Below are 22,873 nucleotides of genomic sequence, written 5' to 3'. Positions count from 1 at the left end.
TTAACCCCCAGAGAAAAAGCCGCTGCGTGAGCCGCTGCTGCCAAAACCGCTGTGTGAGCTGGAAGATGAGGATGAGCTTTTTCGGTAAGAACTGGAAGATGAACGACTACTATGGTATGAGGAACCTCCACTATAATATGTCGATCCACCATAGTAATACCCGCTGCTGCCTGAATCCCGACACGCCGTTTGTTCCGATACAGGAAGCTCATCGCAGTCATAATACTCGTCGTCACCGCAACCCGTCAGAGCGGCCGGGACAACCAACATCAGGGCAAAGGCCGCCATCCGTGTACGAGAGCCGGGCTTGGATTTCATTTTTTCCCAAGAATGCTCCATCACAGATCGACCTCCTTCACAAACAGATGTACCTTTTTCAGCTGAGGGTCCAGTACCGAATATATAAATTCATATGTTTTGCCACCCAGTACTGTATAGTGATCTAATAACCGTTGGGCCAACTCCAAAGTAAATACCGAGCCTTCCCGCTGATCCATACTACGGAATGCAGGTTCATGCCATATCCAGTACATTGCACTGAATGTGGAAGTGTAACCTCCCCCACTGGCAAGCACGAGGTCTGTGATGGAGGCACCGTAAGGCTTTGCACGTTCCCCTGTAAATTCAGTCACATAGACGGAATGATCCGTATGTTCCTCACTTTCATTCGAGATATGCGACCATAGTTTGTCATGGAGACGCGTAGCGTCTACAAGCTTGCGTAGAAACAGCTCATCTCCCGATACGGATTCCCGTGTCAGGCTGCGCAGTTCCTTTTGAGTGTCTTCCGACCATTCGCGATACGTTAATGAATAATAAATGATGATTCCCTTCCCTTCCTGTACGCTTCTGTCATGAGGTTTGCAACAAATCAAAGCGCTTCTGTCGTCGTTCACTATACGAGATTCTACCTTGAAAAGGTTCAATTTGGAAGAAAAACACGACAAAAAGCCGCAATCCCTAGGATTACGGCTTGGTTTTCACTGCTACAGCTTGATATTGTTCTCGTCGAAATATTCCTCCAGCGTCATCCCCTGCTTGGCTACATCCTCCGCAATGTCTATTCCCACATAACGGATATGCCAAGGCTCGTACACATAGCCGGTTACATCTTCCTTACCCTTCATATAACGAATAATAAATCCGTATTCCGGTGCATGTTTTTCCAGCCATTCGCCTTCCTTGGAAGCTCCGAAGGATTGCTCCAGCACATTACCTACGCTTGGGCTGGATACATCAATGGACAATCCTGTCTGATGCTCACTCGTACCCGGTACAGCGCTAACTTTAGAGGCATATTCCTGCCCCTTTGTCTTTACATTGTTGTTGAAAATAGATACCTGACGCTTATAGGAACGGTATCCCGATACCGCACGCAGCTCAATGCCGTCTTTTTCCGCCCCGTCGAACAGCTTCTCCAGTGCCTCTGCCGCTTCCTTACGCAAATGCCGCTTTTCATGCGGTCCCTCGAAGGAAAATGGTACCTGCGGCTCCACCAGATCATCGGGGACATAGCCTACAGGCAAGCTGCGCTTTTTGTTCACAACGACTGTATCCGAAGTCGCATTGGTGACGATCGCGGTTCCATCCTCTTCCTTAACCGTGGCTTGCAGCGCACTCTGGCTCCGCAACGCCATCACAGGGTCGGCTTGTCCGCCTTCTGTACCCGCAGAGGCTTGTCCAGCGCTAGTGCTGCCATTGTCCGCATCCGGCTGGGTGGAAGGCTGCACATTCTCCTGTACCGCTGTAGATGACTTCAACGGCTCGCTTTCCTGTCCACCTGATCCTCCCTGCTGGCAGGCTGCTAGTAATAGCCCTGGCAGGATCAGCCCTGGAATGAGCGCTTTGGTCCAGCGCTTAGATGCTCGCGTCTGTTGTATATGTCGTTTCATGCTGGTATCTCCTCCAATATTGCAATTGATGCATGACTTGCCGTCACTTTTCCGTTTCCCCATTGTAACTGAACTTTTGGCACTCTTCGAAGCCGTTATCCTGTTTGATGAAGGCGAATAGACTCGAAAAAGGAAGTATATACCCGAATTGTTACGGAGTATGACGTTTTTGCGGGATTGCAGCTCGGGCCCGCTCGGCTACCCGTTCACGTATGAGTTTCAATGCCTCTTCCGCACGGGGTAAACCCGGCAGCAAAGCCGTAATATCCGCTTCCTTCTTAGGAGCAAGCTTCTGCGGCAGACGAATCTCAATCGCGTGAAAGCCCGCACCGGGACGATGCAATGCTCCTTCTGCCGCAGACTCTGCAATCCATTCGCTAATCGCTGCCGATCCGCTACGTCCGCCCTCTGGCCGTGAGGTAGACTCAAGCGCGGGGGATGTCCCCTGCACATGGGATAACTCTACGGCCCAAGCACTAAATACGTACTCCAGCAACTCTTCCCGCGACATTCCGATCAGTTCCAGACAGGTCTGCGGATCGCTTTCCAGACCGGCTTGAAGAGCTTTCTTCACATCGTCGACTACACCCACGCCATCCTCCATGCTGGAAGTGGCTGTCTCAGCTGCTAGCTGAACGATCTCATCCAGCGATAGACAGGTTTCCCCTTGCAAAAAACGATAGATATCCAAAGGATCTGCTTTTAGCTGCTCCAGCCATGCCTTCCGCTGTTCGGGGTTTAGTACAGGCGCTGGGCCAGTCCATTGGACAGCATGTGTGGAAGGTACACCCGTTGATTCGCCTTCCAACCCCAATCCGTCTAATTCCGCTATCCATTGACCGTCAGTTACTTTTAGCTTCACTCGCGGCCTCGTCATCGCCTTCATCCTTTCTCTGCTCACTCAATCCATACATCATTTTGCAGCGCAATCAGACCGCGCAATTCATCATCAGACATTTCGGTGAGCCAATGTTCACCGGAGCCGACAACCTGCTCGGAAAGTGCCTTTTTGCTCTCGATCAGCTCGTCGATCCGCTCCTCCAGTGTACCTTGGCAAATCAGCTTGTGCACTTGTACATTGCGGCTTTGACCAATACGGAATACGCGGTCCGTCGCCTGGTTTTCCACTGCAGGATTCCACCAGCGGTCATAGTGAATGACATGGCTGGCGCGTGTCAGGTTCAGGCCCACGCCACCTGCACGCAGGGAAAGTACGAATATATTCGGTCCTTCTCCCTGCTGGAAGTTGTGAACAATTTCATCACGTCTGGTTTTCGCCAGTCCTCCATGCAGAAAATACGGCTCTTCCCCGAAGATTTTGGCCAAACGAGAGACCAGCAATTCTCCCATCGACACATATTGGGTGAATATCAGCGCCGATTCGCCGTTCTCGCGAATCGTCTCTACCAATTCCAGCAGTCGCTCCATTTTGCCCGAGTTTTCAGTTTTACCACTATCAGCCCGGCCCGGAATGATCAGACCCGGATGGTCACAAATCTGCTTCAACTTGGTCAGCGAAGATAGAACAAGCCCTTTGCGAGCCATACCGATCTGCCCATCCAGTGTTCCCAATAATTGATCCACCACGCCCCGATACAATCCGGCCTGCTCTGGTGTCAGTACACAGTAGGATTTCAACTCCAGCTTCTCTGGCAAATCCTTGCGTATATCTGGGTCGCTTTTGAGACGACGCAGCATGAACGGGGAGACGAGGCGATGAAGCTCACGCAACGCGGACCCCCGCTCCTCTCCTGCCAGACTGTAACGCTGGCGGAATGAAGAAGCCGTACCGAGGTAACCTGGATTCAGAAATTGAAAAATAGACCACAGCTCGCTCAGCCGATTCTCTACCGGGGTACCCGTCATGGCAATCCGATGTGGAGCAGACAGCTTCATGACGCTTTGTGCTTGCTTTGTTCGTGCATTTTTTATATATTGCGCCTCATCCAACACGATGGAGGACCAGTATACCGCAGATAAATCGCTGCCGTCCCGGCCCGCCAAATGATAGGTAGTGAGGACGATATCATACTCACGTACACTTTCCTGAAACAGCTCGCCGTGGAGTCGCTGGTTGCCATGGTGAATATACAGTGACAAATCCGGTGAAAAGCGCTTCAACTCGCGCTGCCAGTTGCCAAGCAAGGACGTCGGACAGATGATCAACGCCGGACGTTGATCATCTGCGCCGATGCCACCGTCGAGCAGGCAGGTGATGACTTGAATCGTTTTACCAAGTCCCATGTCGTCCGCAAGGCAGACGCCAAAGCCCAATCCACGCATCGCAGCCAGCCATTGAAAGCCGCGCTCTTGATAGGGCCGTAATGCGCCATGCAGCGTCTCCGGCACAGGCCGTGGCTCTACCGAACGGAGTACGCCGCCCTCAGCCAAGGACGCAAGCAATCCGGCGGATTCCGCGCCAAAGATGGACAAGCCCTTCCATGAGGCCTCGCCTGCACTTTCATTTTCTGCAGCTAGATGCATCCATTCGGACAAGCTCATCTCACCGTTTTCCCCGCGCTTGATAAAGCGCAGCACCTGACGGATTTCCTTGGGATCGACCTCGATCCATTCCCCTCCGAGACGTACATACGGCAAATTGGCCGCGACGATGCTTTCCAGTTCCTCCATCGTCAAAATCGTATCACCCAGCACAGCCTCGGCATCAAACGAAATCATGCGGTTAATGCCGACAGACGATGTATCGGCAATCACACCATCTGGCTTGGCACCCTGCTCTGTCGAACGCATTTTGAGCCGCAAGCCTGCACGTCTTCGGCCCTCCCGGCTCCAGCGTGAAGGCATTTGCACGGTGATACCGTTCTTTTGTAGTGCAGGAACGGCTTCCGTCAGGAAGCGGAAGAACAACTCTGGCTCCAGTGTCAGCCCCTCGGGGTAAGGACGATTCAATGCTTCTTGCAATATAGGTGCCGCTTCAGCCGCCTGTCCGAGCCTCATTAACAGTTGCGCCTGCACTTGACGATATACAATTCCGCCTCGAACCAGATCACGTTCAGGATGCGCCCACAGTGCCAGAGCAGGCAGTCGCAACCCCGGCTCAGCATCGCTTTCTGCCCAAAAGGTAATGCGCCATTCCTTCACACTCTCTTCCAGCGAAGGCTCCAAACGAAGGCACAACCGCAGTTGCCCTTCTATAGGCTCTTTGTCTTCCCGTTCCGTGACAGGCATTGCGCTTCCCTCAAGAGAGGACGCTTGAAGCACCAGCTCCTCCATCTCCGCGGGCGTTCCCTGAATCGCCACCGGGCGGGAACCTGTCAGCAGACTGTTCCACCACAGCTCTGCCAGCGGCGATCCTCCGCGCCGATACTCTGCGCGATATCGGCCCAGCTCACGGTCTGAGGCTGCCAGCACCGCGGTCGTTTCCGCATGGATGACCGCACACAAGAAGGAGTACAGCACGATTCCTGCTGCATCCTCACGTGTTTCAGGCTCCTTGCCCGCAAAAACAGCCGGAGCCGCCATACAAACAGCCGGCATTGCAGCAGCCAGCTCATAAAAGCGGCGTATGTCCTCCTCTTGACACAGTCGAGGAATCCACACCCCGACAGCCGCTTCCGGACCACGACGGCGCGGTCCCGATGGACGCGCCTCTGTAAGCGATGGCGCAATTTCGCCCCGCTGCATCAGCTCTAGCGCGAAATAAGCAGCTTTTTGCCAATATTGCATTTCCTCGCCCAGCGTAATGCCCGATGCCGCACAGCCCTTCTCGTCCATGCGGGTCAACAGTGCCATCGTCTCGCGCGGTTCCAGCGCCAAACCCTCCAATGTACGCCCCAGCATGGAACGTCTTTTGCCACCTCTGCCCGCGGTTTCCACACGAGCAGTGTTCGGTATCCGTACCTCAGCAAGACGCAACGCAGCCTGCCGAAACGGCCGAAGGTCTCCCTTTAGCGTCAGCCTGCGGATTACACTGCTCCACGCATCGATACGTGGTTCCGACGTCTCACCAGAAAAGCAAAAAAACACATCTCCGAGCCATATTCCATAAAGCGGTTGATTCATATCTGTCTCCCGTCCAGCCTTTTGAATTATTACTCTTCATCATATACGAAAACGGGCTCTTTTCAAAACTTTATCACAAAAATAAATGGAAAGTCATAAGTTAATAACCTTAAATATTCATGTGGTTAACTATAAATAAGAGAATCAATTTACAGGATTAATTGTCTTTTTCTTCATCATCTGCTTTTGCATCCTTCAGATAAGGGTTCAGGCTGTCTTGCAGCAATTCCTTGACCCTCATCCGCAGTTCTTTCGGATATATGACCTCGGCCTCTGGCCCGTATTTTAGCAAAAGTCGGGACACATATCTAAACTCTTCGACCGGAATATATCCCTGCCATTCCTGACCCTGCCCTTCCTGATGGGAAACATTTTGGAAGAGGGCATCTGATCCGGCCAGCCTGGCACCCAATGCGGTAAATTTTATTTTAGACGGAATTCCTATACGGGAATCCTCCGAAGCCAACCATTCCTGAAGTGTGGGAAGGCTGTCCAAGGTTTCGTCCAGCATCGTTATTGTAATCACCCGATCTGAACGGTACAGAATGATGCGGTCTCTGCTATGCGCTGGCATGTACCAATATCCGTGATCAAAATACAGTCCAATCGGATATACTTCAGTCCACTTTTCACCGGAAGCGGAGCGGTAATGCATGTTCACCCGGCGCTTATTCAGCGCAGCCTCCAAAATGATTGAGGTGTAGGGTGACTCTGCGTGAGTGGGTAGCATACGAAAAGAAATGTACTCCTTTAATTGATCAATACTGTCCTGCACATCCTGTGGAAGCTCGGCATAATAATGCTCGGATAAATGTCCACGAACCGAGCCAAAAGGGATATCTGGAATGTTCTCCAACAGTTGCAGCATGAGAAAAAGACCCAGAGCCTCGTCGCGGGCAAGATGAAGAGGAGGAAGAAGCCGATTGGGAAGTGCCCGATACCCGCCATGGGGGCCCATTTCGGTATAAAGGGGTAACCCGGTCTGCTGCAAATAGTCGAGATCTCTTTGTATCGTCCTGACGGAGACACCAAAACGTTCAGCCAGCTCACGCGCCGTATATTTTTTTCGGGAATCCAGTATCCTCATAAGAGCAATCCTGCGTTCGTTCATAAGGTACCCCTCGATTCAAAAATTAATTTAAAATGACCGTTTAACTACGACATACTATGTCATAAATACATTGTAACATTAGGAAATAGAAAGGAGTGAATGAACTATGGGGGATTTGAAATCAAACGCAGTTGTGCTGTATATTGCCATGAGTCTCGACGGGTATATCGCTTTGCCGGACGGTTCGGTGGACTGGCTGTATGATGTTAAAGGGGATGGCGGGGACAATGGATATGCCGACTTTTACGACACCGTAGGTACAGTGCTGATGGGCAGGCTGACGTATGAGGAAGTGTTGAAGCTCTCAGATGATTTCCCTTATGCTGGCAAGCCATGCTATGTGCTCACACGAGCATTAACGGAGCAACAGCAAGCGCCACATGTTACATTTACGGACGAAGCTCTGACTGAACTGGTTCCACGTCTACAAGAACAATCGGAAGGTGCGGTATGGCTAGTCGGTGGAGGCCAGTTAGTCCGGGCCTTCTTACAAGCTGGACTGCTGGAGAAGGCTATCATTGCGATCATTCCCAAGGTGCTTGGACAAGGAATACCGTTATTTCCAGAAGGAACGCTACCAAGCACGTTTAAGCTCAAAGAAATAGAACGCCGCGGGGATATCGCTCTGCTCCATTACCATTTATAATTTTGTTTACAGAAAAGCCTTCATATTTCAGGATCACGTAATCTCCCTGAAATATGAAGGCTTTATCGCGTGCTTTTGTTCATTATTTGGTCTTCAAATTATCCCATGTTCTCTGGAAATCCTCGAATAGCTTCCCAGCATCCGATTTACCTGCCACATAAGCTTGCATCTGACTTCCGAATTCTTGCTGTGCTCCTTCAGGATAGCGGCTAAAGAACCAGCCCAACAGTTTGTTTTCCTTACTGTATTTCACCACTTCCGCACCCAATTGGCCCATATCAGCCTCTGCTCCTTCGATGCTCTTGAATGCTGGAATAAACTTGAATTCCTTGGTGATATACTTTTTCCCCTGCTCGGATGTCACCATCCAGTTTAAGAACTCCTTCGCCTCGGGTTTGACAGTCGAATTTTTATTAACCACCCAGTTGTTAGCGACACCTACAAACAGCTTATCTCCGGCTGTTGCGTCTTCACCAATCGGCATAGGCAAAATCCCCAAATTCAGCTTCGGATTAATACCATCAATTTGGACCTGAGTCCAGTTCCCTTGCTGCATCATGGCAGCCTTTCCAGTGGCGAAATTCGTTACCTGCGTGTTGTAATCGGTCGTGAGTGGCTTCGAATTGCCATACTTCAGTGTCAGATCGAACAGTTTAACCCACTCGGCGAATACAGCGTTGCCCGGAATCTTTGCTGTTCCATCATTTAGTCCTTTGACGAAGGCCGAAGGGTCCGGCTGATTGGCAAATGCCACGTTCAGCAAATGATTGCCTAACACCCAAAACTCCTGATATCCATTAGAAAATGGAGTAATCCCTGCAGCTTGGAGCTTTTGCGCAGCTCCCTCCAGTTCGGACAATGTTTTAGGGGTCTCCGTAATCCCCGCCTTCTTGAACAAATCCTTGTTATAAATAAAGCCGTAACCCTCCAGATTCATCGGCTGGCCATACAGCTTGCCGTCTTTGGTCATCGGCTCTTTGGCGACATCCACCACATCGCCAACCCAAGGCTGGTCAGACAGGTCCTCCAAATATTCCAGCCACGTATCCAGCTCACGGTAACCTCCTACGTTAAAAATATCCGGTTGCTCCCCGGAGGCGAACTTCGCCTTTAACGCCGCACCATAGTCACTGCCCCCGCCCACGGTCTGAATATCGAGCTTGATGCCTGGATGAGACGCTTCATATTCTGCCTTCATGCGATTCAGCGCTTCTGCAATCTCTACCTTAAACTGAAAAATGTGAATTGTTTTTTCCTTCACTTCCTCTTTGCCTGCGTTTTGTCCGCCACTGCTGTTACAACCTGCCAAAACCAGAGCAAAGGCCGCGAGGAGCAAGATGAGTGCTTGAGCTTTCTTTTTAAAAGTATGCGTTTTCATTTTCATGTTCCTTTCTATTCTAAATTCATATCAGATGAACTCGAAAAATTCATGTGGAAACGGAGTAAACGGAAAACGGAATGGTGCTGAACAAGCGATAGCGCTCGCCTTTGTCTCTAGATTCCCACCTTTATTCGTTTATTCAGGGGAATCTGGAGGCAACAGCGATGGTAAGCACCATCCGTTTGCGGAGTGGCCACCGTGTACATTTTCAGCTCATCCCACACTCAACCTTTGACCGAACCAGCCATAATACCTTGTATAATATATTTTTGCATGGCCAGAAAGAATACAATGACAGGCAAGATGCCCAGCACCAGAGCAGGCAAAGCCAAATCCCACTGCTTCGTGTATTGTCCAAAAAAGGCATAGGTAGCAATCGGAATCGTGCGCAGTTCAGCCTTTTGCAGTACCAGAGAAGGCAGGAGATAATCATTCCAAATCCAGAGCGTATTTAAAATAATAACAGTTACCATCATCGGTAGCATCAACGGATACACAATTCGGAAAAACACTCCGTAAGGCGTACAGCCGTCCACCGTAGCTGCTTCTTCCACCTCGACTGGCACACCTTTGACGAATCCATGAAAGAGAAAGATCGACATTGGAGCTCCGAATCCCAGATAACAGATTACCAGACCACTTATACTGTTCATTAAATCCAGTGTACTTACAACCTTGACCAAAGGAATCATCACCGATTGAAAAGGAATGACCATGGCAGCTACGAACAGGCTGAACAACACCCGATTATAACGCGTCGGACGCCGGACCATTCGGTAAGCAGCCATTGAGCTGATCAGTACGAGCAGCAGATTACTAATTACCGTAACCACGAGTGAATTCCATAAAGCTTCGGGAAAACGCGTGATGCTCCACGCTCTAGCGTAGTTGCTCCATACAAAGGTTTGTGGCCAGGCCGCAGAATCGGTGAGCAGGTCACCAAAGCTTTTGACCGAATTCACGAATAAAAAGTAAAACGGGACGAGGAATAACAATGCGACGAGGATCATCACCATCTCGGTCGCCCATGTTCCAAAGCGGTAGCGCTTGCTTGTTTCCATTTACGCTTCCACCTCCCGACTTTTCGTCAGTCGTACCTGAAGGCTCGTAACCAGAGCAACAATGATAAAGAAAATGAGTGCTTTAGCTGTTCCCAGCCCATAACGATTATTCACAAACGCTTCATTGTAAATATTGAGTGCAACCGACTCTGTGGACCCGAAGGGACCGCCTTTGGTCAGTGACAAATTGAGATCGAACATTTTGAATGACCATGATATCGCCAGGAAAAGACAAACCGTAACGGCAGGCATGATCAAAGGAAGTATAATCGACCGCAAAATTTGCATCCGGCTTGCTCCGTCAATTTCAGCTGCTTCCAGCATATCGCGGGGCACATTGGTCAGGGAAGAGATATAAATAACCATCAAATACCCGGCAGTTTGCCAGATAAACACGATGACAATGCCCCAGAAGGCCGTGATCTCATCTCCCAACCAGGACAGGTTGAAGAAGGACCAGTTCGTGCTCTCTCCGATTGCTGCAAATCCCTTGACGAAAATAAACTGCCAGATAAAGCCCAGCAACAGACCTCCGATCACATTAGGCATAAAAAAGATGGTCCTGAGTACATTTTTTGTTTTCAGCGGTTTGGTTAGAAAATACGCCAGTAGAAAGCCAAAAATATTCGCAGCCACCACTCCTACCACCGTAAAACGGACCGTAAACCAGAACGCTGTCCCAAATTTGTCATCATTCCATAAAATGTGACTGAAATTATCCAGCCCGACCCACTTTGCCTGATTGGCTACCCCATTCCACTCTGTAAAAGAATAGTACATTCCGAGCATGAAAGGGATTACAATAATGATAACGAAAAATAACGTCGACGGCCCTACAAAAATACATTGCTGGAGCCATTGCGACGACTTGGCGCGATTCAAACCGATCCCCCCTTTGTTGTCTATTGGTGTCTGGAACGCTCCCTTACGGCTTTCTTTCAGCAGCATGATGCTTGGGCCGTACGGATATGCGATTCACATATTCATTATGTCGAATAAGCGCTCTCGAGAACACGTAGGATCGTGAACCATTAGGGGGGAAAATATTGACCTCTGGCTCAACTTGAATTGTGAAAGGAGCTCACTGCATGAAATTTCACAGCATTCGTTCCCGCCTGATCTGGTTTTTGCTCATTGCCGTCACTCTGCCGCTGCTGCTGTCGATGACAATGACCTTCGTTCTCACCAAGCAATCCTTGCGTGAGCAGGCCACACAAGAAAATGAACGGCTTATCTTTCAAGGAATTACGAATCTGGATAACTATTTACAGGGGCTGAATCGCGCGTCCATCGGAGTCTATAATGATCCTCATTTTCTGCGTAATCTGGCCAAAATCCCGGATGATTACCGGGCCGTCGCTGAAATTTACACCACGCTGCAAACGATGATGAATGCTTCGTCGGGCATTGACCAAGTGTATTTGCATTCTTTTGAGGCTGGGCAATCCACGTTGATTACCAGTACAGTCCCGCTACGGGAATTCCGACTGGAGCCCTTTACTGGTTCTATTCATTACGGCCCTTCTGGACTATTCATACAGCCTTCGCACATGAAGCATTTGTACGGCTTTTCGGCGGTTTCCTATGCGGAGCACAGCACAAAGCGGCAGGTATTTACACTTCATCGGGCGATTCGGAACATTCCTGCCTCAGAGACGCTTGGGGTACTGGCTATAGATGTTGATCTGGAGCCGCTGCGCAGTATTTGCCGTCAATTGTATGATGCGGATACAGAGGAGCTGTTTTTGATCGATCGGAACGGAACAATCATATATAGTGGAAAAGAAGCAGCGATTGGAACACACTGGAAGGAATCTGACCTGCTCAATCGAATTTCTAAAGAAGGCGAGCACGGAGTGATTGAGGATGATACGGCACTGCACGTGTACGGCAAGCTGGATGCCAACCTGTCAGGCTGGACGCTCGTCAAGAAAATTCCAAATCGTACGCTGTATTTACGGGCTACCCGCCTGACTCAGATTAATGCGGTCATTACAGGCGCAGCGTTGCTACTTGTCATTGTGGCCACGTTATGGATTTCGATAAAAATCACGGAACCTATTAAGCGGCTGACTCGCTACATAAACCAGATTCAGTCCGGTCAACTGGATGTAGACATTCGGGCCATGAGTAACGATGAGATCGGAGTACTGTCGCGCCGTTTCAGACAGATGATGGATACCATTAATAACCTCATTTTGCGGGAATACAAGCTGGAGCTGGCTAACAAGACACATCAATTGAAAGCGCTTCAAGCACAGATTAATCCTCACTTTTTATATAATACGCTACAGTCTATTGGAACCCTGGCTCTACAGCATGAGGTGCCGCGAATTTATTCTCTGCTCTCTTCCCTTGCCAAAATGCTGCGTTATAACATGCGGGACCATACAGTCGTTACACTCAAGGAAGAAGCCGAACATGTAAAACAATATCTTGATTTACAAAAGGAACGCTTCGGTGAGCAATTAGAGGTCACTTACCAGTGGGAAGATGAGGTGCTAAATGATCGGGTGCCAAAAATGATTCTCCAACCGTTGGTGGAAAACTACTTTAAACACGGTGCCGATCCCCGACTGGGGCCCGGTGAAATTCGCATTACAGGCAGCCGAATCCAGGAAGGCATTGTGAAAATAACCGTGGAAAATAACGGAATTTCCATTCCACAGGCCGATTTGGAGCAGCTCCAGCATATGTTAAAACGTCCGCTGAAAGCCTACGAGGAGCCGGACACTAGCGAGCAGGACTCCATTGGCCTTCGTAATGTTCTATTGCGTATTCAGCTTCACTCGGAGGATGGTTCCAACACCCTGTGCGTAGACAACATTCTGCCTCATGGCGTTCGTTATACACTCGAAATTCGTACTGAAGTCCCTACGGAAATTCATATTAAGGGAGAGTGATCTGTCGATGAAAGTCCTGATTGTGGATGATGAGAAGCATGTACGCCATGCCATTCGGATGCTCGTACATTGGGAAGCGTGCGGTGTGAGCGAGGTACTTGAAGCTGAGTCGGGCGATCAGGCGATTGAGGTCATTACCGCCCTTTCCCCACCCGTTGTACTTACGGATATGCGGATGCCCGGCAAGGATGGAGTAGCACTGATGGAGTGGATTCAAGTGAATTCCCCAGCAACCCGAGTTGTGGTGGTCAGTGGTTATGATGATTTTGACTTGGTTCGACAGGTCATCCGCCGGGGAGGCATGGACTATATTCTTAAGCCCGTAGATCCAGTGGAGATTAACGAGGCTCTAAATAAAGCCACTCAAGCCTGGCGGACAGCGGAGCAAGACCGGAACAGGCAGACGATGCAGGCCATGGAGGTCAACCGGATGAGGCCGCACTATGCTGATAAGCTCCTGACTGAGATCGTTTCCGGTATAGCGAGTACCCCTCTTTCCATTACGCCCTTACGTGAGGAGTTACGTCTTCCCGCAGCTATTCAGATATGTAATGCAGCTGTGATGAGCACCACGCAGCTGGATGCCGATATACTGGACAAATATAAAACGCGTCGTGCGCTTTTGAGCTTTTCCCTGATTAACATCTGCAACGAATTTCTTGGAACTTCTCAAACCGGAATTGCATTCCGTCATCTGGAGCGTATGGACGAAATTATTCTGCTATATTGGGGCGAGCCATCTCGTTGGCCGCTGCTCTTGCAGGATATTCACACAGGGATCAAAACGGCTTTGCGGTGTTACATGCACATCGGGGTTGGCTCTTATGGCTCTTTTGGCGCTTTTCCCATAGCGGCAGCCACTGCCTACCAAGAGGCACGGCAAGCGTTGTGGAAACGGGATGTGTTGCAAACCGCCGACTGGATGCACCAGAGTTCCCAGACACGGCAGAACATTCGTCTTCCCCAGTTGCCTGAGATGGAAGAAGAGCTACGGCTTAGTGCGCTCAGCTGTAATGCCAATCGTGTGTCGATAGCGGTAGGCCACTGGATAGCAGCCGTAGCCGAGCTGCCTTCGGTGACAGCAGAGCAGCTAGCCAGTTGGAATCAGGAGTTGGACTGGATGCTGGCCCGTTGGCTGAATGACAGACCCGGAGATACCGATGGCGAGGAACTGGCAGAGGAGTCCTGCTCCATTCATGCATTGCCGGTCGACAACCGTGGTATGCTTTCCCTGCCCTTATGGCAAAGACAGGTTGAAAACCGACTGCTGGCAGCCGGTCAGGCACTTACACCAAGCCATAGCCCAAACAACCCGACCATCCGTGATATTGCCCGCTATCTGGATGCACACTATGACGAGGACATTTCTCTACAGGATATGGCGAGTCGCTTTTATCTCAGTCGGGAATATATTTCTCGTAAATTTAAGCAGGAGTACGGGGTTAATCTGTCAGACTATTTGTGTCAGATCAGGATGAGCAAGGCAAAGCTATTGCTGCTGAATGACAAGCTGCGCCTTCATCATATTGCCGGTATGGTCGGGTATCAGGATGAAAAATATTTTGGCAAGGTGTTCAAAAAACTGGAGGGGGTCACGCCCGGAGAATTCAGAAAACGCCATTCTGCAAATCCTCAGCCGTGACCGCATACAACACGTGATCTTCCCACACACCATTAATCTTCAAATAGTTGAGAGCCAGCCCTTCGCGGCGAAATCCTGCCTTTTCCATCACTCGATTGGAAGGCGTATTTCTTGGCATCACTCCAGCTTGAATACGGTGTAATTCCAACTCATTTAAGGCGTAGCGTACAATATCCTTCACTGCGGAAGTGGCATAGCCTTGTCCGTGGTATGCAGGATCTACAAAGTAACCCAGATTGGCGTTTTGAAAGGGGCCTCTAGCGATACCCGACAGCTCCATTCTGCCGATCAGCTTATCATTTTCCGGCAAAAAAAGTCCAAACGTATATCCCTGTCCGGCTTGTGCCGCTTCCAAACCGTTGGAAATCAGACGCGCCTGTTCTTCCAGCGTAAAGTAAATTTCAGGTCGTTCTGGCTCGAACGGTTTGAAAAAATCAAAATTTTCACGTCTGATCTCTAATAAACGTTCTGCATCACTTACTTGTAACAATCGAATCTGTAGCCCCGGATGGGTGGACTTTATCAAAATGGCGCCATTAGCTTTATGTAACATTGTCATTTTCCTTCTTTCTCAGTTATTCCTATATTATTGTTCACGGTCACGAGACAGGAAAATACCCCAGGTGCATGAGAGCAGCCTAGGGTATCTCCATCGTTCAAAATTTAGTCCGTAACAGGCATCCAGCCTGGAAGGGTCGTCAACGCACCCCACAAGTAGTCAGGAATGACTAGCTCCTGCTGGGCTTGCTTGGATAATGTCGTGCGAATGGTATCTTCTGTGCCGTTTTGCACCTTCTGAACCCATTGCGGCTCCATCAAAAGCGGACGTCCCAGCGATACAAGCGGTACACCTGTCTCCAGTGCTGCAAGCGCCTCGTCCGGTGTATTCAGCGACCCAACTCCCATAATCGGCACACGGTTACCTACCTTCTCATGGATGAGAACGGTACGTGACCGTTCGTCACCACGGTCACGGAACGAACCACCAAAGAAATGATTTACGGAAATGTGCAGGTAATCCAAACCTTGATCCGCCAGACGGTCTACAAGCACCATCGTATCATCCAGCGTAATGCCTGGCGTGTGTCCTTCCTCAGGAGACAAGCGGTAGCCGAAAATGAATGGACGCTTCGCATGCTCTGCGATCACTTTCTTCACTTCGTGAACAATCGCCAGCGGAAAGGCCAAGCGTTTCTCAAGACTTCCTCCCCATTCATCAGTACGAATGTTGGAATGCGGGGAGAAGAACTGCTGCACCAGGTAACCGTTCGCTCCGTGAAGCTCCACACCATCATAGCCTGCTTCAATCGCGCGGCGAGTCGCTTCGCCATAGGCACGAATGACGCGGTGGATATCGTCGGATGTCATTTCACGCGGCACAGGCGCGCCTTCTTTTTCCTCGGCTACTGCGCTTGCACTGATCGGCTGTCCATCTGGAATTTGATCCGGTGGACACAGGCGGCCACCATGATAAATTTGCAGGATCGCTTTCGCGCCCTCCTGATGAATCGTATCTGCCAGACGGCGCAGGCTAGGAATCATTTCATCCTTGTCCGCACCGAACTCATTAACAAATCCTTTGCCATCTGGAGTTACATACACACAAGCGGTAATAACCGCGCCCACACCACCGGAGCGTTCACGGTAGTATGCCAGTTCCTCGTCACTGACTTCACCATTTTCGTGGGAAGCAAAGTTAGTCATAGGTGCCATGGTAATACGGTTCTTCAACGTAACACCGGATGGCAGGGTAAAAGCTTCAAATAGAGAATTATATTTTGGGTTCATTCGTTCTCTCTCCTTCAGTTTAAATCAGATCAGATAATATAAGGCTGTTAAGCATGAAGCCGAATATGAATTGGATGCAGTTTTCCTTCCATAACGAACTCAAACTACTGTTGCTTACTTAAATACAGTGGTTGTAACAACCACAGTATAATGATCCGCAACTATAAAGTCAAATCTATCCTTTCTGACCTTCCCCAAACTGTTCGAAAAAGCTGAACCGCAGCCACTTGTCACAAGCCACTGACAAAGCTTAATGGTTCCCGGATGTGCTGTTCTTCTCCTCCCGGCGGGAAAACCAGGTCGCGAGCAACGAGCCGGAAATATTATGCCACACGCTAAAAATCGCACTCGGTACAGCAGCAATCGGATTAAAATGAGCTGCTGCCAGCGCAGCGCCCAGTCCGGAATTCTGCATTCCCGTTTCCAGAGTAACAGCTTTACGCTTGGAAAGATTCATACCGAATAGCTTGGCAAACCAATATCCGAGCAGGAACCCGATACCGTTATGCAAAATAACCACACCAAAAATAATCGGACCTGTCTCCAAAATCTTGCCTTTGCTGCCTGCAATCACAATAGCCACGATGAGCATAATCACCAGTGTTGATATGAGCGGCAGCGCCTGGACACTGGCTTCTGCCTGTTTGCGAAATAGCGATTTGACGATAACACCCAACACAATGGGGACAATAACCACGATGAGAATATCCATGATCAGCGACTTCGCATCAATATTCATCCAACGTCCAGCAAGCAGGTTAATCATGGCCGGGGTAGCTAGTGGAGCAATCAGCGTCGATACTGAAGCAATCGACACGCCCAACGCCACATCGCCTTTGGATAAGAGCGTCATTACGTTGGACGCGGTTCCACTCGGGCAACAGCCTACCAAAATGACACCTACCGCAATATCCGGTGGCAGCTGCAATACTAATGCCAATCCAAAGGCCAGAAACGGCATAATCAGATAATGTCCGACCACACCAATAGCCACATCCACTGGACGCCGGAATACTTCACGAAAGTCAGCCGCAGATAAAGTCAGCCCCATCCCGAACATGACAATGCCCAAAAATAACTGTATGTATCCTTTCAACCCTGTAAACGCCGCAGGAAAGAAAAATCCCAAGCATGCAAATAAAAGTACCCAGATGGAAAAGGTTCCTCCTACAAATTTCCCTACTTTCTCCAAGCCATTCATTCTACTTATCTCCTTACTTCTATATAATTTGAATTTTGAGGAAATTCAGCTTATATAGTGCTTAAAATTTTCACCATTGTACTACATATGACTGCATATACATACAACTTTTTATGATTTTACCGGGATCAAGAAACATTTTTCCGGTTAGGACATATTCGAAAGCAAAGTGGGTATATTCATAATAGAAGCTTGTGACCAGTCGGTCATTTTTGGATCATCATTCGTTGTGGAGGAGATATCCCTATGTCACGAAGCCATCCGTATAAATGGTGGAATATTATTGCATTTATCGCTGTCGTTCTCGTTAACGTTCTGGCTTCTACACTTCCTATCGGTGGCAGAAGCACTGCTGCTGTATCCAACATGTACCCAACCTTGATCACCCCAGCGGGTTACGCTTTTTCCATCTGGTCGGTCATCTACGTACTGCTCGCCTGCTTTGTCGTGTACCAAGCTACACCTACAGGGCAAGCCAAGACAAGCGTTCAGTCCATCGGTATTTTTTTTATTCTAAGCTGTCTCTTCAATATCATCTGGATTTTCCTCTGGCAGTATGTATACGTAGAGCTGTGCGTCATCGTCATTATTCTATACTTGCTTTCCTTGAGCGTCGTGTATGTACGTACCCGCACGCCGCAGCCAACCCGCGGAGAAATGTGGTTCGTCAAGCTACCGTTCAGCCTGAACCTCGGTTGGGTATCTGTTGCTACTATTATCAATATTGCAGTGGCACTGGAAAAGAATGAATGGAGTGGCTGGGGACTCAGCGATACGACATGGGCGATCATTATCCTGCTCATCGGCACCGTATTGGCGATCATGGTCAGCTTCCCTTATCGCGACAGCATTTATCCTCTCGTATTTGTATGGGCCTATGTCGCCATCGCCGTCGAGCATCCGAACAATGAAAATGTACGGCTGGCTGCATTGATCTTGGCGGCAATCATTCTGGTGTACGCGCTATGGCTATTCTTTGCCCGTAATCGAGAACGGGATTAAAGAAAACGAATATGATCTCCTAGCCAGAACAAGCGAGCTTGGGTCTGAATCATCTAGCCCAAGCTCGCTTGCTTTGTTTATTCATTTTAACCATGTGATTAGGTATAGACTTTAATCAAATCTATAAGCTTGCTTGTCGAGTGATCTGCATTCATTTTCTTCATATTGATAATATAATCCGACCTTTTTTCATACAAACGAAGAATCATGTCGACAAATCGTTCAGATTCCAACTCCTCTTCTTCTAAAAACTCACAAAAGCCTTGCGCTTTAAATGATTTGGCATTTAGAATTTGATCTCCCCGGCTAACCGCCTTTGAAAGAGGGATCAATAGCATCGGCTTCCGCAGCGTCAAGAATTCAAAAATGGAATTTGAACCCGCCCTAGAAACAACCATATTTGCCATCGCCATAACATCCGCCAGTTCATCATTTATGTATTCAAACTGCTTGTAGCCATACATATGAATGGAATGATTCACTTGGTCTTTACCACAAATATGGACGATTTGAAAATGAACGAGCAAAGCCTCTAAATTCATCCAGACCATCTCATTGATCTTCTTGGAACCTAAACTCCCACCCATGATCAGAATGATCGGCTTATTTCGAGTAAATCCGCAATAGGTCAAACCTTTGGCTGCCTCCCCATCTTTTAGTTCATCTCTCACAATAGCACCTACATACCGGGTATGCTTAGAGCGAAAGTACTGAGTGGTTTCAGGAAAGGTAGTACAAATTTCTGTAGCAAATATGCTGGAAATCTTATTAGCTAATCCAGGGGTAATATCTGATTCATGAATGATTACAGGGACTTTATTCAACCACCCAGCCAATACCACAGGAACCGAAACAAACCCGCCTTTTGAAAAAATAATATCCGGTTTTTCTTTTCTTATAATCCGGTACGCTTGAGAAATCCCCTTCAGCACTTTAAAAGGGTCCTTAAAATTATTCCAATCAAAATATCTGCGTAATTTCCCAGTTGAGATACTGAAATAACACACATCTTCTAGTCCAGAAATCAATTTTCTTTCAATCCCTTGTTCAGAGCCTATGTATTGGACACTCCAATGTTGTTCCAGTAAGTGAGGAATCAAAGCTAGGTTTACTGCTACATGTCCTGAAGAGCCTCCACCAGTGAAAATTATTTTTTTAATCATCTCCACCTCCACTCTGTATTCAAAAAAACAAAACACATTAAATTTGAGCAACCGGGTGCCTCTATTTAATAGGGACACCCGGTTGCCATACAAACTTTTTATTTTATGAACGGACCTTTCAGACTATTCGCCCTTCAATGCAATGACTTCAATCTCCACCAGTGCATCCTTAGGCAGACGAGCTACCTCCACCGCACTACGCGCTGGGTACGGTTGCTCGAAGAAAGAACTGTACACCTCATTGACGCTGACAAAATCGTTCATGTCCTTCAGGAATACAGTCGCTTTCACAACCTGGTTCATGTTGCTGCCTGCCGCTTCCAGAATGGCTTGTACGTTGCTCAAGGACAGGCGTGCCTGCTCCTGTACATCCTTACCGAACTCACCTGTTGCCGGATTCAATCCAAGCTGTCCCGAGGTGTAAATAAACCCGCCTGCCTCTACCGCTTGGCTATAAGGGCCGATAGCACCGGGTGCTTTTTCAGTAGCAATTGTTTTTTTCATATGGGTTGGATTCTCCTTCCTGATACTGGTTCACCGTATTATAGCATGCGAAGTCCAAAGCCACTATTCCGTGCGACGGATTAACGCACTTGATGAATTAGAGATTACGGTGGATGTGCCGCAAAAAACAAACCACCAATAAAACACAAATAACGCCGCTGTTGTCCGAATCATTGGGCAACAGCGGCGTTATTGTCATTTTATTCCTGCCGTGGTTTTACACGTTCTCATCAGGAGCCGTTCCTGTAACAGGTTCCTCATCATCGGATGTTAGCTCTGCACCAATGACCCGAATGATGTCGTTCGGATAAATATGTACGCCGCTCGCCTGCGCAAGAGCGATTCGTACCATGGCTCGTGCGATGACCGAAGCCGGGATAGCGCGGTAGGAAGCGAGCTTGCCCGTCATCAGACCGTCCAGCGCTTTCATGACAACAGCGGCAGCGGCTTCGCCCAAACGTCGTTCAGGTCTCGCACCCAAAATCAGCGACGGACGGAACAAATGCAGCGCAGGCAGCCCGATAGCGGCAAGCGCCTCTTCAGCCTCACCCTTGGTGCGGTTATAAAACACACGTGAATCTGGATCGGCCCCCATCGCTGAGATAGCTAGCATCTGTACAGCACCAGCCTCTTTGCCCAACTGGGCAGCCAGCACCGGATAGTCCAGATCCACCTGACGAAACTGCTCCTTGGTGCCAGCTTTTTTCATCGTTGTCCCAAGGCAGCAAAAAACATCATCCACCCCTTCGAAGGCGAACGCCGCTTTCTGTGGCTGTTCCCAATCGATGAGCGCCTGTTCCAGCTTGGGATGCTTGATGTCCAACGGACGTCTGCCCATAACCATGACGCGGTTGTATTCCTTTTGCACCAGCAGCTCTCGTACAACATAACCCCCGACAAGCCCTGTTGCACCCACAACGACCGCTTTACGTTCCATGATAGACCTCCTTTGTGCCATAGAGCTCCTGCTCCTACAATTGCGATTAGGTTAATTTAAAGGGTTGTTCGTCCGCCTCCTTGCTTACGGACGGACACATGGGTAGGTACAAGGAAAACGTACTTCCCTTACCCTCCTCACTTTCTAAACGGATAAACCCGCCCAACAAGCGGGAAAAATCACGGCTGATGGACAATCCCAACCCGGTTCCTCCATATTTACGATTAATGGAACCGTTCGCCTGCTGGAATGCCTCAAAAATAACGTGTTGCTGAAGCTTGGAAATACCGATGCCCGTATCTTTTACAGCAAATACAACCCAATCTCCCTCTTGTCCCTTTTGATTCAGATGCTGTGTACTCATTTCTAGCAATACACGTCCTTCATGAGTGAACTTAAAGGCATTGGACAATAAATTACGCAAAATTTGCTGTACACGTTTAGAATCGGACCGAATTTCATTCGGTATAGGCTCATGCTCCTTTAAGCTGAATTCCAGGTTTTTATCCTTCGCAGTGACTTCAAAATGCATCATCATCACCTGCGCAATCTCACGCACATTGACTGGCTCACTTACGATTTCCATGTGACCAGCCTCGACCTTGGACAAGTCCAGAATGTCGTTGATTAATTGGAGCAAATCATGCCCTGAGGCATAGATGAGATCGCTGTATTGGTATAACTCGTCCTCATCCAATTCTTTTCCCTGCTCGTTGATAATCTGCGCCAGGTTAATGATGCTATTAAGAGGTGTACGTAACTCATGTGACATCGTTGCCATAAAATCCGATTTATATTGGGAAGCCATCATCAGTTGCTTGGCACGTTCCTCTAGAATGACCTTTGCTTTCTGCAACTCATCTCGCTGCTCTGATAACAACTCATTCGCCTGCTTAATCTGATGATTCCGCTGTTGCTCCATCTGAAAGTCCCTTAAAATCAGAGCAAATAAAAAACTGAGGACGATGCCGATTGGCAGTGTAAGAGGAACAACCTCCGCTACATAATAGCGCCAGGGAATGACGCCCAGACAGGCAATATTTAACGTATTTACGATATTAACCGCTAAAATGGTCACCGATGCCTTAATAATCAAACGCCAGGTGGAACGGCGCATCCAGTAGTTCAATCCGGCGCACAGGACGCCCAGAATGCTCATATTCAAAAAGCCGACCCACGCCGCCATATGCAGACCGAAGGTAAATCTCGTTAGTCCGATTGCTACCCCAATAATAATAAGCGTATAGGAGCGGGGATACACCAATGCCGCGATAATCAGCGGTACAAAACGCAAATCAAAAATAACCGTTTCACTAAAGTTAAAACCAAAACAAGAGCTGACCCATCCGCCAAATATCACTAGCAGCACCGAGCTGACATATTTGAACCGCGAAGAGGTACGACTCAAACCATATTTATAAATCACGTTCGCCACATAGGCAACGGCAATCAGCATCCCTAAATTCATTAAAAACATCATTGAAAATTGCATGGACTCACACTCCCATAGCGCAAGAAAAATTGGATGCTAGGCCTTTATTAACCGCGTTTGCCTTTCTTGTACATCATAACATGAAGCCCCATCTTTCGACATGTCAAAAGATCTTATATCCGTATAT

At 48.7% G+C, this 22,873-nt stretch carries 20 protein-coding genes; 4 read left to right on the top strand and 16 right to left on the bottom strand.

Features of this window, described 5'->3' with window-relative positions; genetic code table 11:
* The 6 genes from GRP75_RS03625 to GRP75_RS03600 all read right to left on the bottom strand — a co-directional run bounded on the left by GRP75_RS03625 (position 1) and on the right by GRP75_RS03600 (position 7,026).
* Positions 1 to 339 (bottom strand): hypothetical protein, encoded by a 339-nt coding sequence (locus tag GRP75_RS03625; protein WP_160788629.1) that lies wholly within the window; start codon positions 337 to 339, stop codon positions 1 to 3.
* Positions 339 to 896, bottom strand: coding sequence for a hypothetical protein (locus GRP75_RS29475; protein ID WP_245240392.1), 558 nt, complete (start codon positions 894 to 896; stop codon positions 339 to 341). The genes GRP75_RS03625 and GRP75_RS29475 overlap by 1 nt, the downstream gene beginning before the upstream one ends.
* Positions 897 to 986: 90 nt before the next feature.
* Positions 987 to 1,892 (bottom strand): M15 family metallopeptidase, encoded by a 906-nt coding sequence (locus GRP75_RS03615; RefSeq protein WP_071559386.1) that lies wholly within the window; start codon positions 1,890 to 1,892, stop codon positions 987 to 989.
* Positions 1,893 to 2,043: 151 nt separating this feature from the next.
* Positions 2,044 to 2,769, bottom strand: a complete 726-nt coding sequence (locus GRP75_RS03610) for a phosphoribosylglycinamide synthetase (RefSeq protein WP_160788619.1) — start codon at positions 2,767 to 2,769, stop codon at positions 2,044 to 2,046.
* Positions 2,770 to 2,789: 20 nt separating this feature from the next.
* Positions 2,790 to 5,915, bottom strand: coding sequence for a DEAD/DEAH box helicase (locus GRP75_RS03605; protein ID WP_075153685.1), 3,126 nt, complete (start codon positions 5,913 to 5,915; stop codon positions 2,790 to 2,792).
* A gap of 157 nt (positions 5,916 to 6,072) precedes the next feature.
* The gene (locus tag GRP75_RS03600) at positions 6,073 to 7,026 is read right to left on the bottom strand and encodes a helix-turn-helix transcriptional regulator (RefSeq protein WP_076265170.1); all 954 of its coding nucleotides are present in this window, start codon (positions 7,024 to 7,026) and stop codon (positions 6,073 to 6,075) included.
* A gap of 106 nt (positions 7,027 to 7,132) precedes the next feature.
* Here GRP75_RS03600 and GRP75_RS03595 point away from each other — a divergent pair, with 106 nt between their 5' ends.
* Positions 7,133 to 7,672, top strand: a complete 540-nt coding sequence (locus GRP75_RS03595) for a dihydrofolate reductase family protein (RefSeq protein ID WP_028541144.1) — start codon at positions 7,133 to 7,135, stop codon at positions 7,670 to 7,672.
* A gap of 82 nt (positions 7,673 to 7,754) precedes the next feature.
* Here the strand turns inward: GRP75_RS03595 and GRP75_RS03590 are convergent, their stop codons facing one another.
* The 3 genes from GRP75_RS03590 to GRP75_RS03580 form a co-directional block, all read right to left on the bottom strand.
* On the bottom strand, positions 7,755 to 9,050 hold the full coding sequence (locus tag GRP75_RS03590; protein WP_028541145.1) for an ABC transporter substrate-binding protein: 1,296 nt from the start codon (positions 9,048 to 9,050) through the stop codon (positions 7,755 to 7,757).
* 227 nt (positions 9,051 to 9,277) lie between these two features.
* Positions 9,278 to 10,114, bottom strand: coding sequence for a carbohydrate ABC transporter permease (locus tag GRP75_RS03585; protein WP_023986791.1), 837 nt, complete (start codon positions 10,112 to 10,114; stop codon positions 9,278 to 9,280).
* Positions 10,115 to 10,996: a carbohydrate ABC transporter permease gene (locus GRP75_RS03580; RefSeq protein ID WP_160788618.1), complete on the bottom strand. Its 882-nt coding sequence runs from the start codon at positions 10,994 to 10,996 to the stop codon at positions 10,115 to 10,117.
* 206 nt (positions 10,997 to 11,202) lie between these two features.
* Between GRP75_RS03580 and GRP75_RS03575 the strand changes: the two genes are divergently transcribed.
* Positions 11,203 to 13,017: a sensor histidine kinase gene (locus GRP75_RS03575; protein WP_160788617.1), complete on the top strand. Its 1,815-nt coding sequence runs from the start codon at positions 11,203 to 11,205 to the stop codon at positions 13,015 to 13,017.
* Between the two features lie 7 nt (positions 13,018 to 13,024).
* Positions 13,025 to 14,659, top strand: coding sequence for a response regulator transcription factor (locus GRP75_RS03570; protein WP_160788616.1), 1,635 nt, complete (start codon positions 13,025 to 13,027; stop codon positions 14,657 to 14,659).
* Here the strand turns inward: GRP75_RS03570 and GRP75_RS03565 are convergent.
* From GRP75_RS03565 to GRP75_RS03555, 3 genes are all read right to left on the bottom strand, one after another.
* Positions 14,625 to 15,212: a GNAT family N-acetyltransferase gene (locus tag GRP75_RS03565; RefSeq protein ID WP_061830002.1), complete on the bottom strand. Its 588-nt coding sequence runs from the start codon at positions 15,210 to 15,212 to the stop codon at positions 14,625 to 14,627. The two genes, GRP75_RS03570 and GRP75_RS03565, sit on opposite strands and share 35 nt — an antisense overlap.
* 110 nt (positions 15,213 to 15,322) lie before the next feature.
* The gene (locus tag GRP75_RS03560) at positions 15,323 to 16,447 is read right to left on the bottom strand and encodes an NADH-dependent flavin oxidoreductase (protein WP_160788615.1); all 1,125 of its coding nucleotides are present in this window, start codon (positions 16,445 to 16,447) and stop codon (positions 15,323 to 15,325) included.
* Positions 16,448 to 16,697: 250 nt separating this feature from the next.
* Positions 16,698 to 17,648, bottom strand: coding sequence for a bile acid:sodium symporter family protein (locus GRP75_RS03555; RefSeq protein ID WP_023986785.1), 951 nt, complete (start codon positions 17,646 to 17,648; stop codon positions 16,698 to 16,700).
* A gap of 246 nt (positions 17,649 to 17,894) precedes the next feature.
* Here GRP75_RS03555 and GRP75_RS03550 point away from each other — a divergent pair, with 246 nt between their 5' ends.
* The gene (locus GRP75_RS03550; RefSeq protein WP_053324525.1) at positions 17,895 to 18,650 is read left to right on the top strand and encodes a TspO/MBR family protein; all 756 of its coding nucleotides are present in this window, start codon (positions 17,895 to 17,897) and stop codon (positions 18,648 to 18,650) included.
* 98 nt (positions 18,651 to 18,748) lie between these two features.
* Here GRP75_RS03550 and GRP75_RS03545 read toward each other — a convergent pair whose 3' ends face one another.
* The 4 genes from GRP75_RS03545 to GRP75_RS03530 all read right to left on the bottom strand — a co-directional run bounded on the left by GRP75_RS03545 (position 18,749) and on the right by GRP75_RS03530 (position 22,746).
* On the bottom strand, positions 18,749 to 19,813 hold the full coding sequence (locus GRP75_RS03545; protein ID WP_160788614.1) for an undecaprenyldiphospho-muramoylpentapeptide beta-N-acetylglucosaminyltransferase: 1,065 nt from the start codon (positions 19,811 to 19,813) through the stop codon (positions 18,749 to 18,751).
* A gap of 123 nt (positions 19,814 to 19,936) precedes the next feature.
* Positions 19,937 to 20,317, bottom strand: a complete 381-nt coding sequence (locus GRP75_RS03540; protein WP_013308546.1) for a RidA family protein — start codon at positions 20,315 to 20,317, stop codon at positions 19,937 to 19,939.
* Between the two features lie 217 nt (positions 20,318 to 20,534).
* Positions 20,535 to 21,254, bottom strand: a complete 720-nt coding sequence (locus tag GRP75_RS03535; protein ID WP_160788613.1) for an NAD(P)H-binding protein — start codon at positions 21,252 to 21,254, stop codon at positions 20,535 to 20,537.
* Positions 21,255 to 21,300: 46 nt separating this feature from the next.
* On the bottom strand, positions 21,301 to 22,746 hold the full coding sequence (locus tag GRP75_RS03530; RefSeq protein ID WP_160788612.1) for an ATP-binding protein: 1,446 nt from the start codon (positions 22,744 to 22,746) through the stop codon (positions 21,301 to 21,303).
* Positions 22,747 to 22,873: the final 127 nt, after the last annotated feature.

Source organism: Paenibacillus sp. OT2-17, assembly GCF_009827695.1.
Lineage (GTDB): Bacteria > Bacillota > Bacilli > Paenibacillales > Paenibacillaceae > Paenibacillus > Paenibacillus polymyxa_B.
Note: the sequence above shows the minus strand (reverse complement) of the source record. Positions and strands in the feature narration are given on the sequence as shown.

Coding starts and splice junctions, on each gene's coding strand:
- GRP75_RS03570 (WP_160788616.1), top strand. CDS start 13,025: ATGAAAGTCCTGATTGTGGATGATGAGAAGCATGTACGCCATGCCATT.
- GRP75_RS03605 (WP_075153685.1), bottom strand. CDS start 5,915: ATGAATCAACCGCTTTATGGAATATGGCTCGGAGATGTGTTTTTTTGC.
- GRP75_RS03595 (WP_028541144.1), top strand. CDS start 7,133: ATGGGGGATTTGAAATCAAACGCAGTTGTGCTGTATATTGCCATGAGT.
- GRP75_RS03625 (WP_160788629.1), bottom strand. CDS start 339: ATGGAGCATTCTTGGGAAAAAATGAAATCCAAGCCCGGCTCTCGTACA.
- GRP75_RS03555 (WP_023986785.1), bottom strand. CDS start 17,648: ATGAATGGCTTGGAGAAAGTAGGGAAATTTGTAGGAGGAACCTTTTCC.
- GRP75_RS03610 (WP_160788619.1), bottom strand. CDS start 2,769: ATGACGAGGCCGCGAGTGAAGCTAAAAGTAACTGACGGTCAATGGATA.
- GRP75_RS03550 (WP_053324525.1), top strand. CDS start 17,895: ATGTCACGAAGCCATCCGTATAAATGGTGGAATATTATTGCATTTATC.
- GRP75_RS03565 (WP_061830002.1), bottom strand. CDS start 15,212: ATGTTACATAAAGCTAATGGCGCCATTTTGATAAAGTCCACCCATCCG.
- GRP75_RS03545 (WP_160788614.1), bottom strand. CDS start 19,813: ATGATTAAAAAAATAATTTTCACTGGTGGAGGCTCTTCAGGACATGTA.
- GRP75_RS03540 (WP_013308546.1), bottom strand. CDS start 20,317: ATGAAAAAAACAATTGCTACTGAAAAAGCACCCGGTGCTATCGGCCCT.
- GRP75_RS03530 (WP_160788612.1), bottom strand. CDS start 22,746: ATGCAATTTTCAATGATGTTTTTAATGAATTTAGGGATGCTGATTGCC.
- GRP75_RS03575 (WP_160788617.1), top strand. CDS start 11,203: ATGAAATTTCACAGCATTCGTTCCCGCCTGATCTGGTTTTTGCTCATT.
- GRP75_RS03590 (WP_028541145.1), bottom strand. CDS start 9,050: ATGAAAACGCATACTTTTAAAAAGAAAGCTCAAGCACTCATCTTGCTC.
- GRP75_RS03560 (WP_160788615.1), bottom strand. CDS start 16,447: ATGAACCCAAAATATAATTCTCTATTTGAAGCTTTTACCCTGCCATCC.
- GRP75_RS03535 (WP_160788613.1), bottom strand. CDS start 21,254: ATGGAACGTAAAGCGGTCGTTGTGGGTGCAACAGGGCTTGTCGGGGGT.
- GRP75_RS03585 (WP_023986791.1), bottom strand. CDS start 10,114: ATGGAAACAAGCAAGCGCTACCGCTTTGGAACATGGGCGACCGAGATG.
- GRP75_RS03600 (WP_076265170.1), bottom strand. CDS start 7,026: ATGAACGAACGCAGGATTGCTCTTATGAGGATACTGGATTCCCGAAAA.
- GRP75_RS03615 (WP_071559386.1), bottom strand. CDS start 1,892: ATGAAACGACATATACAACAGACGCGAGCATCTAAGCGCTGGACCAAA.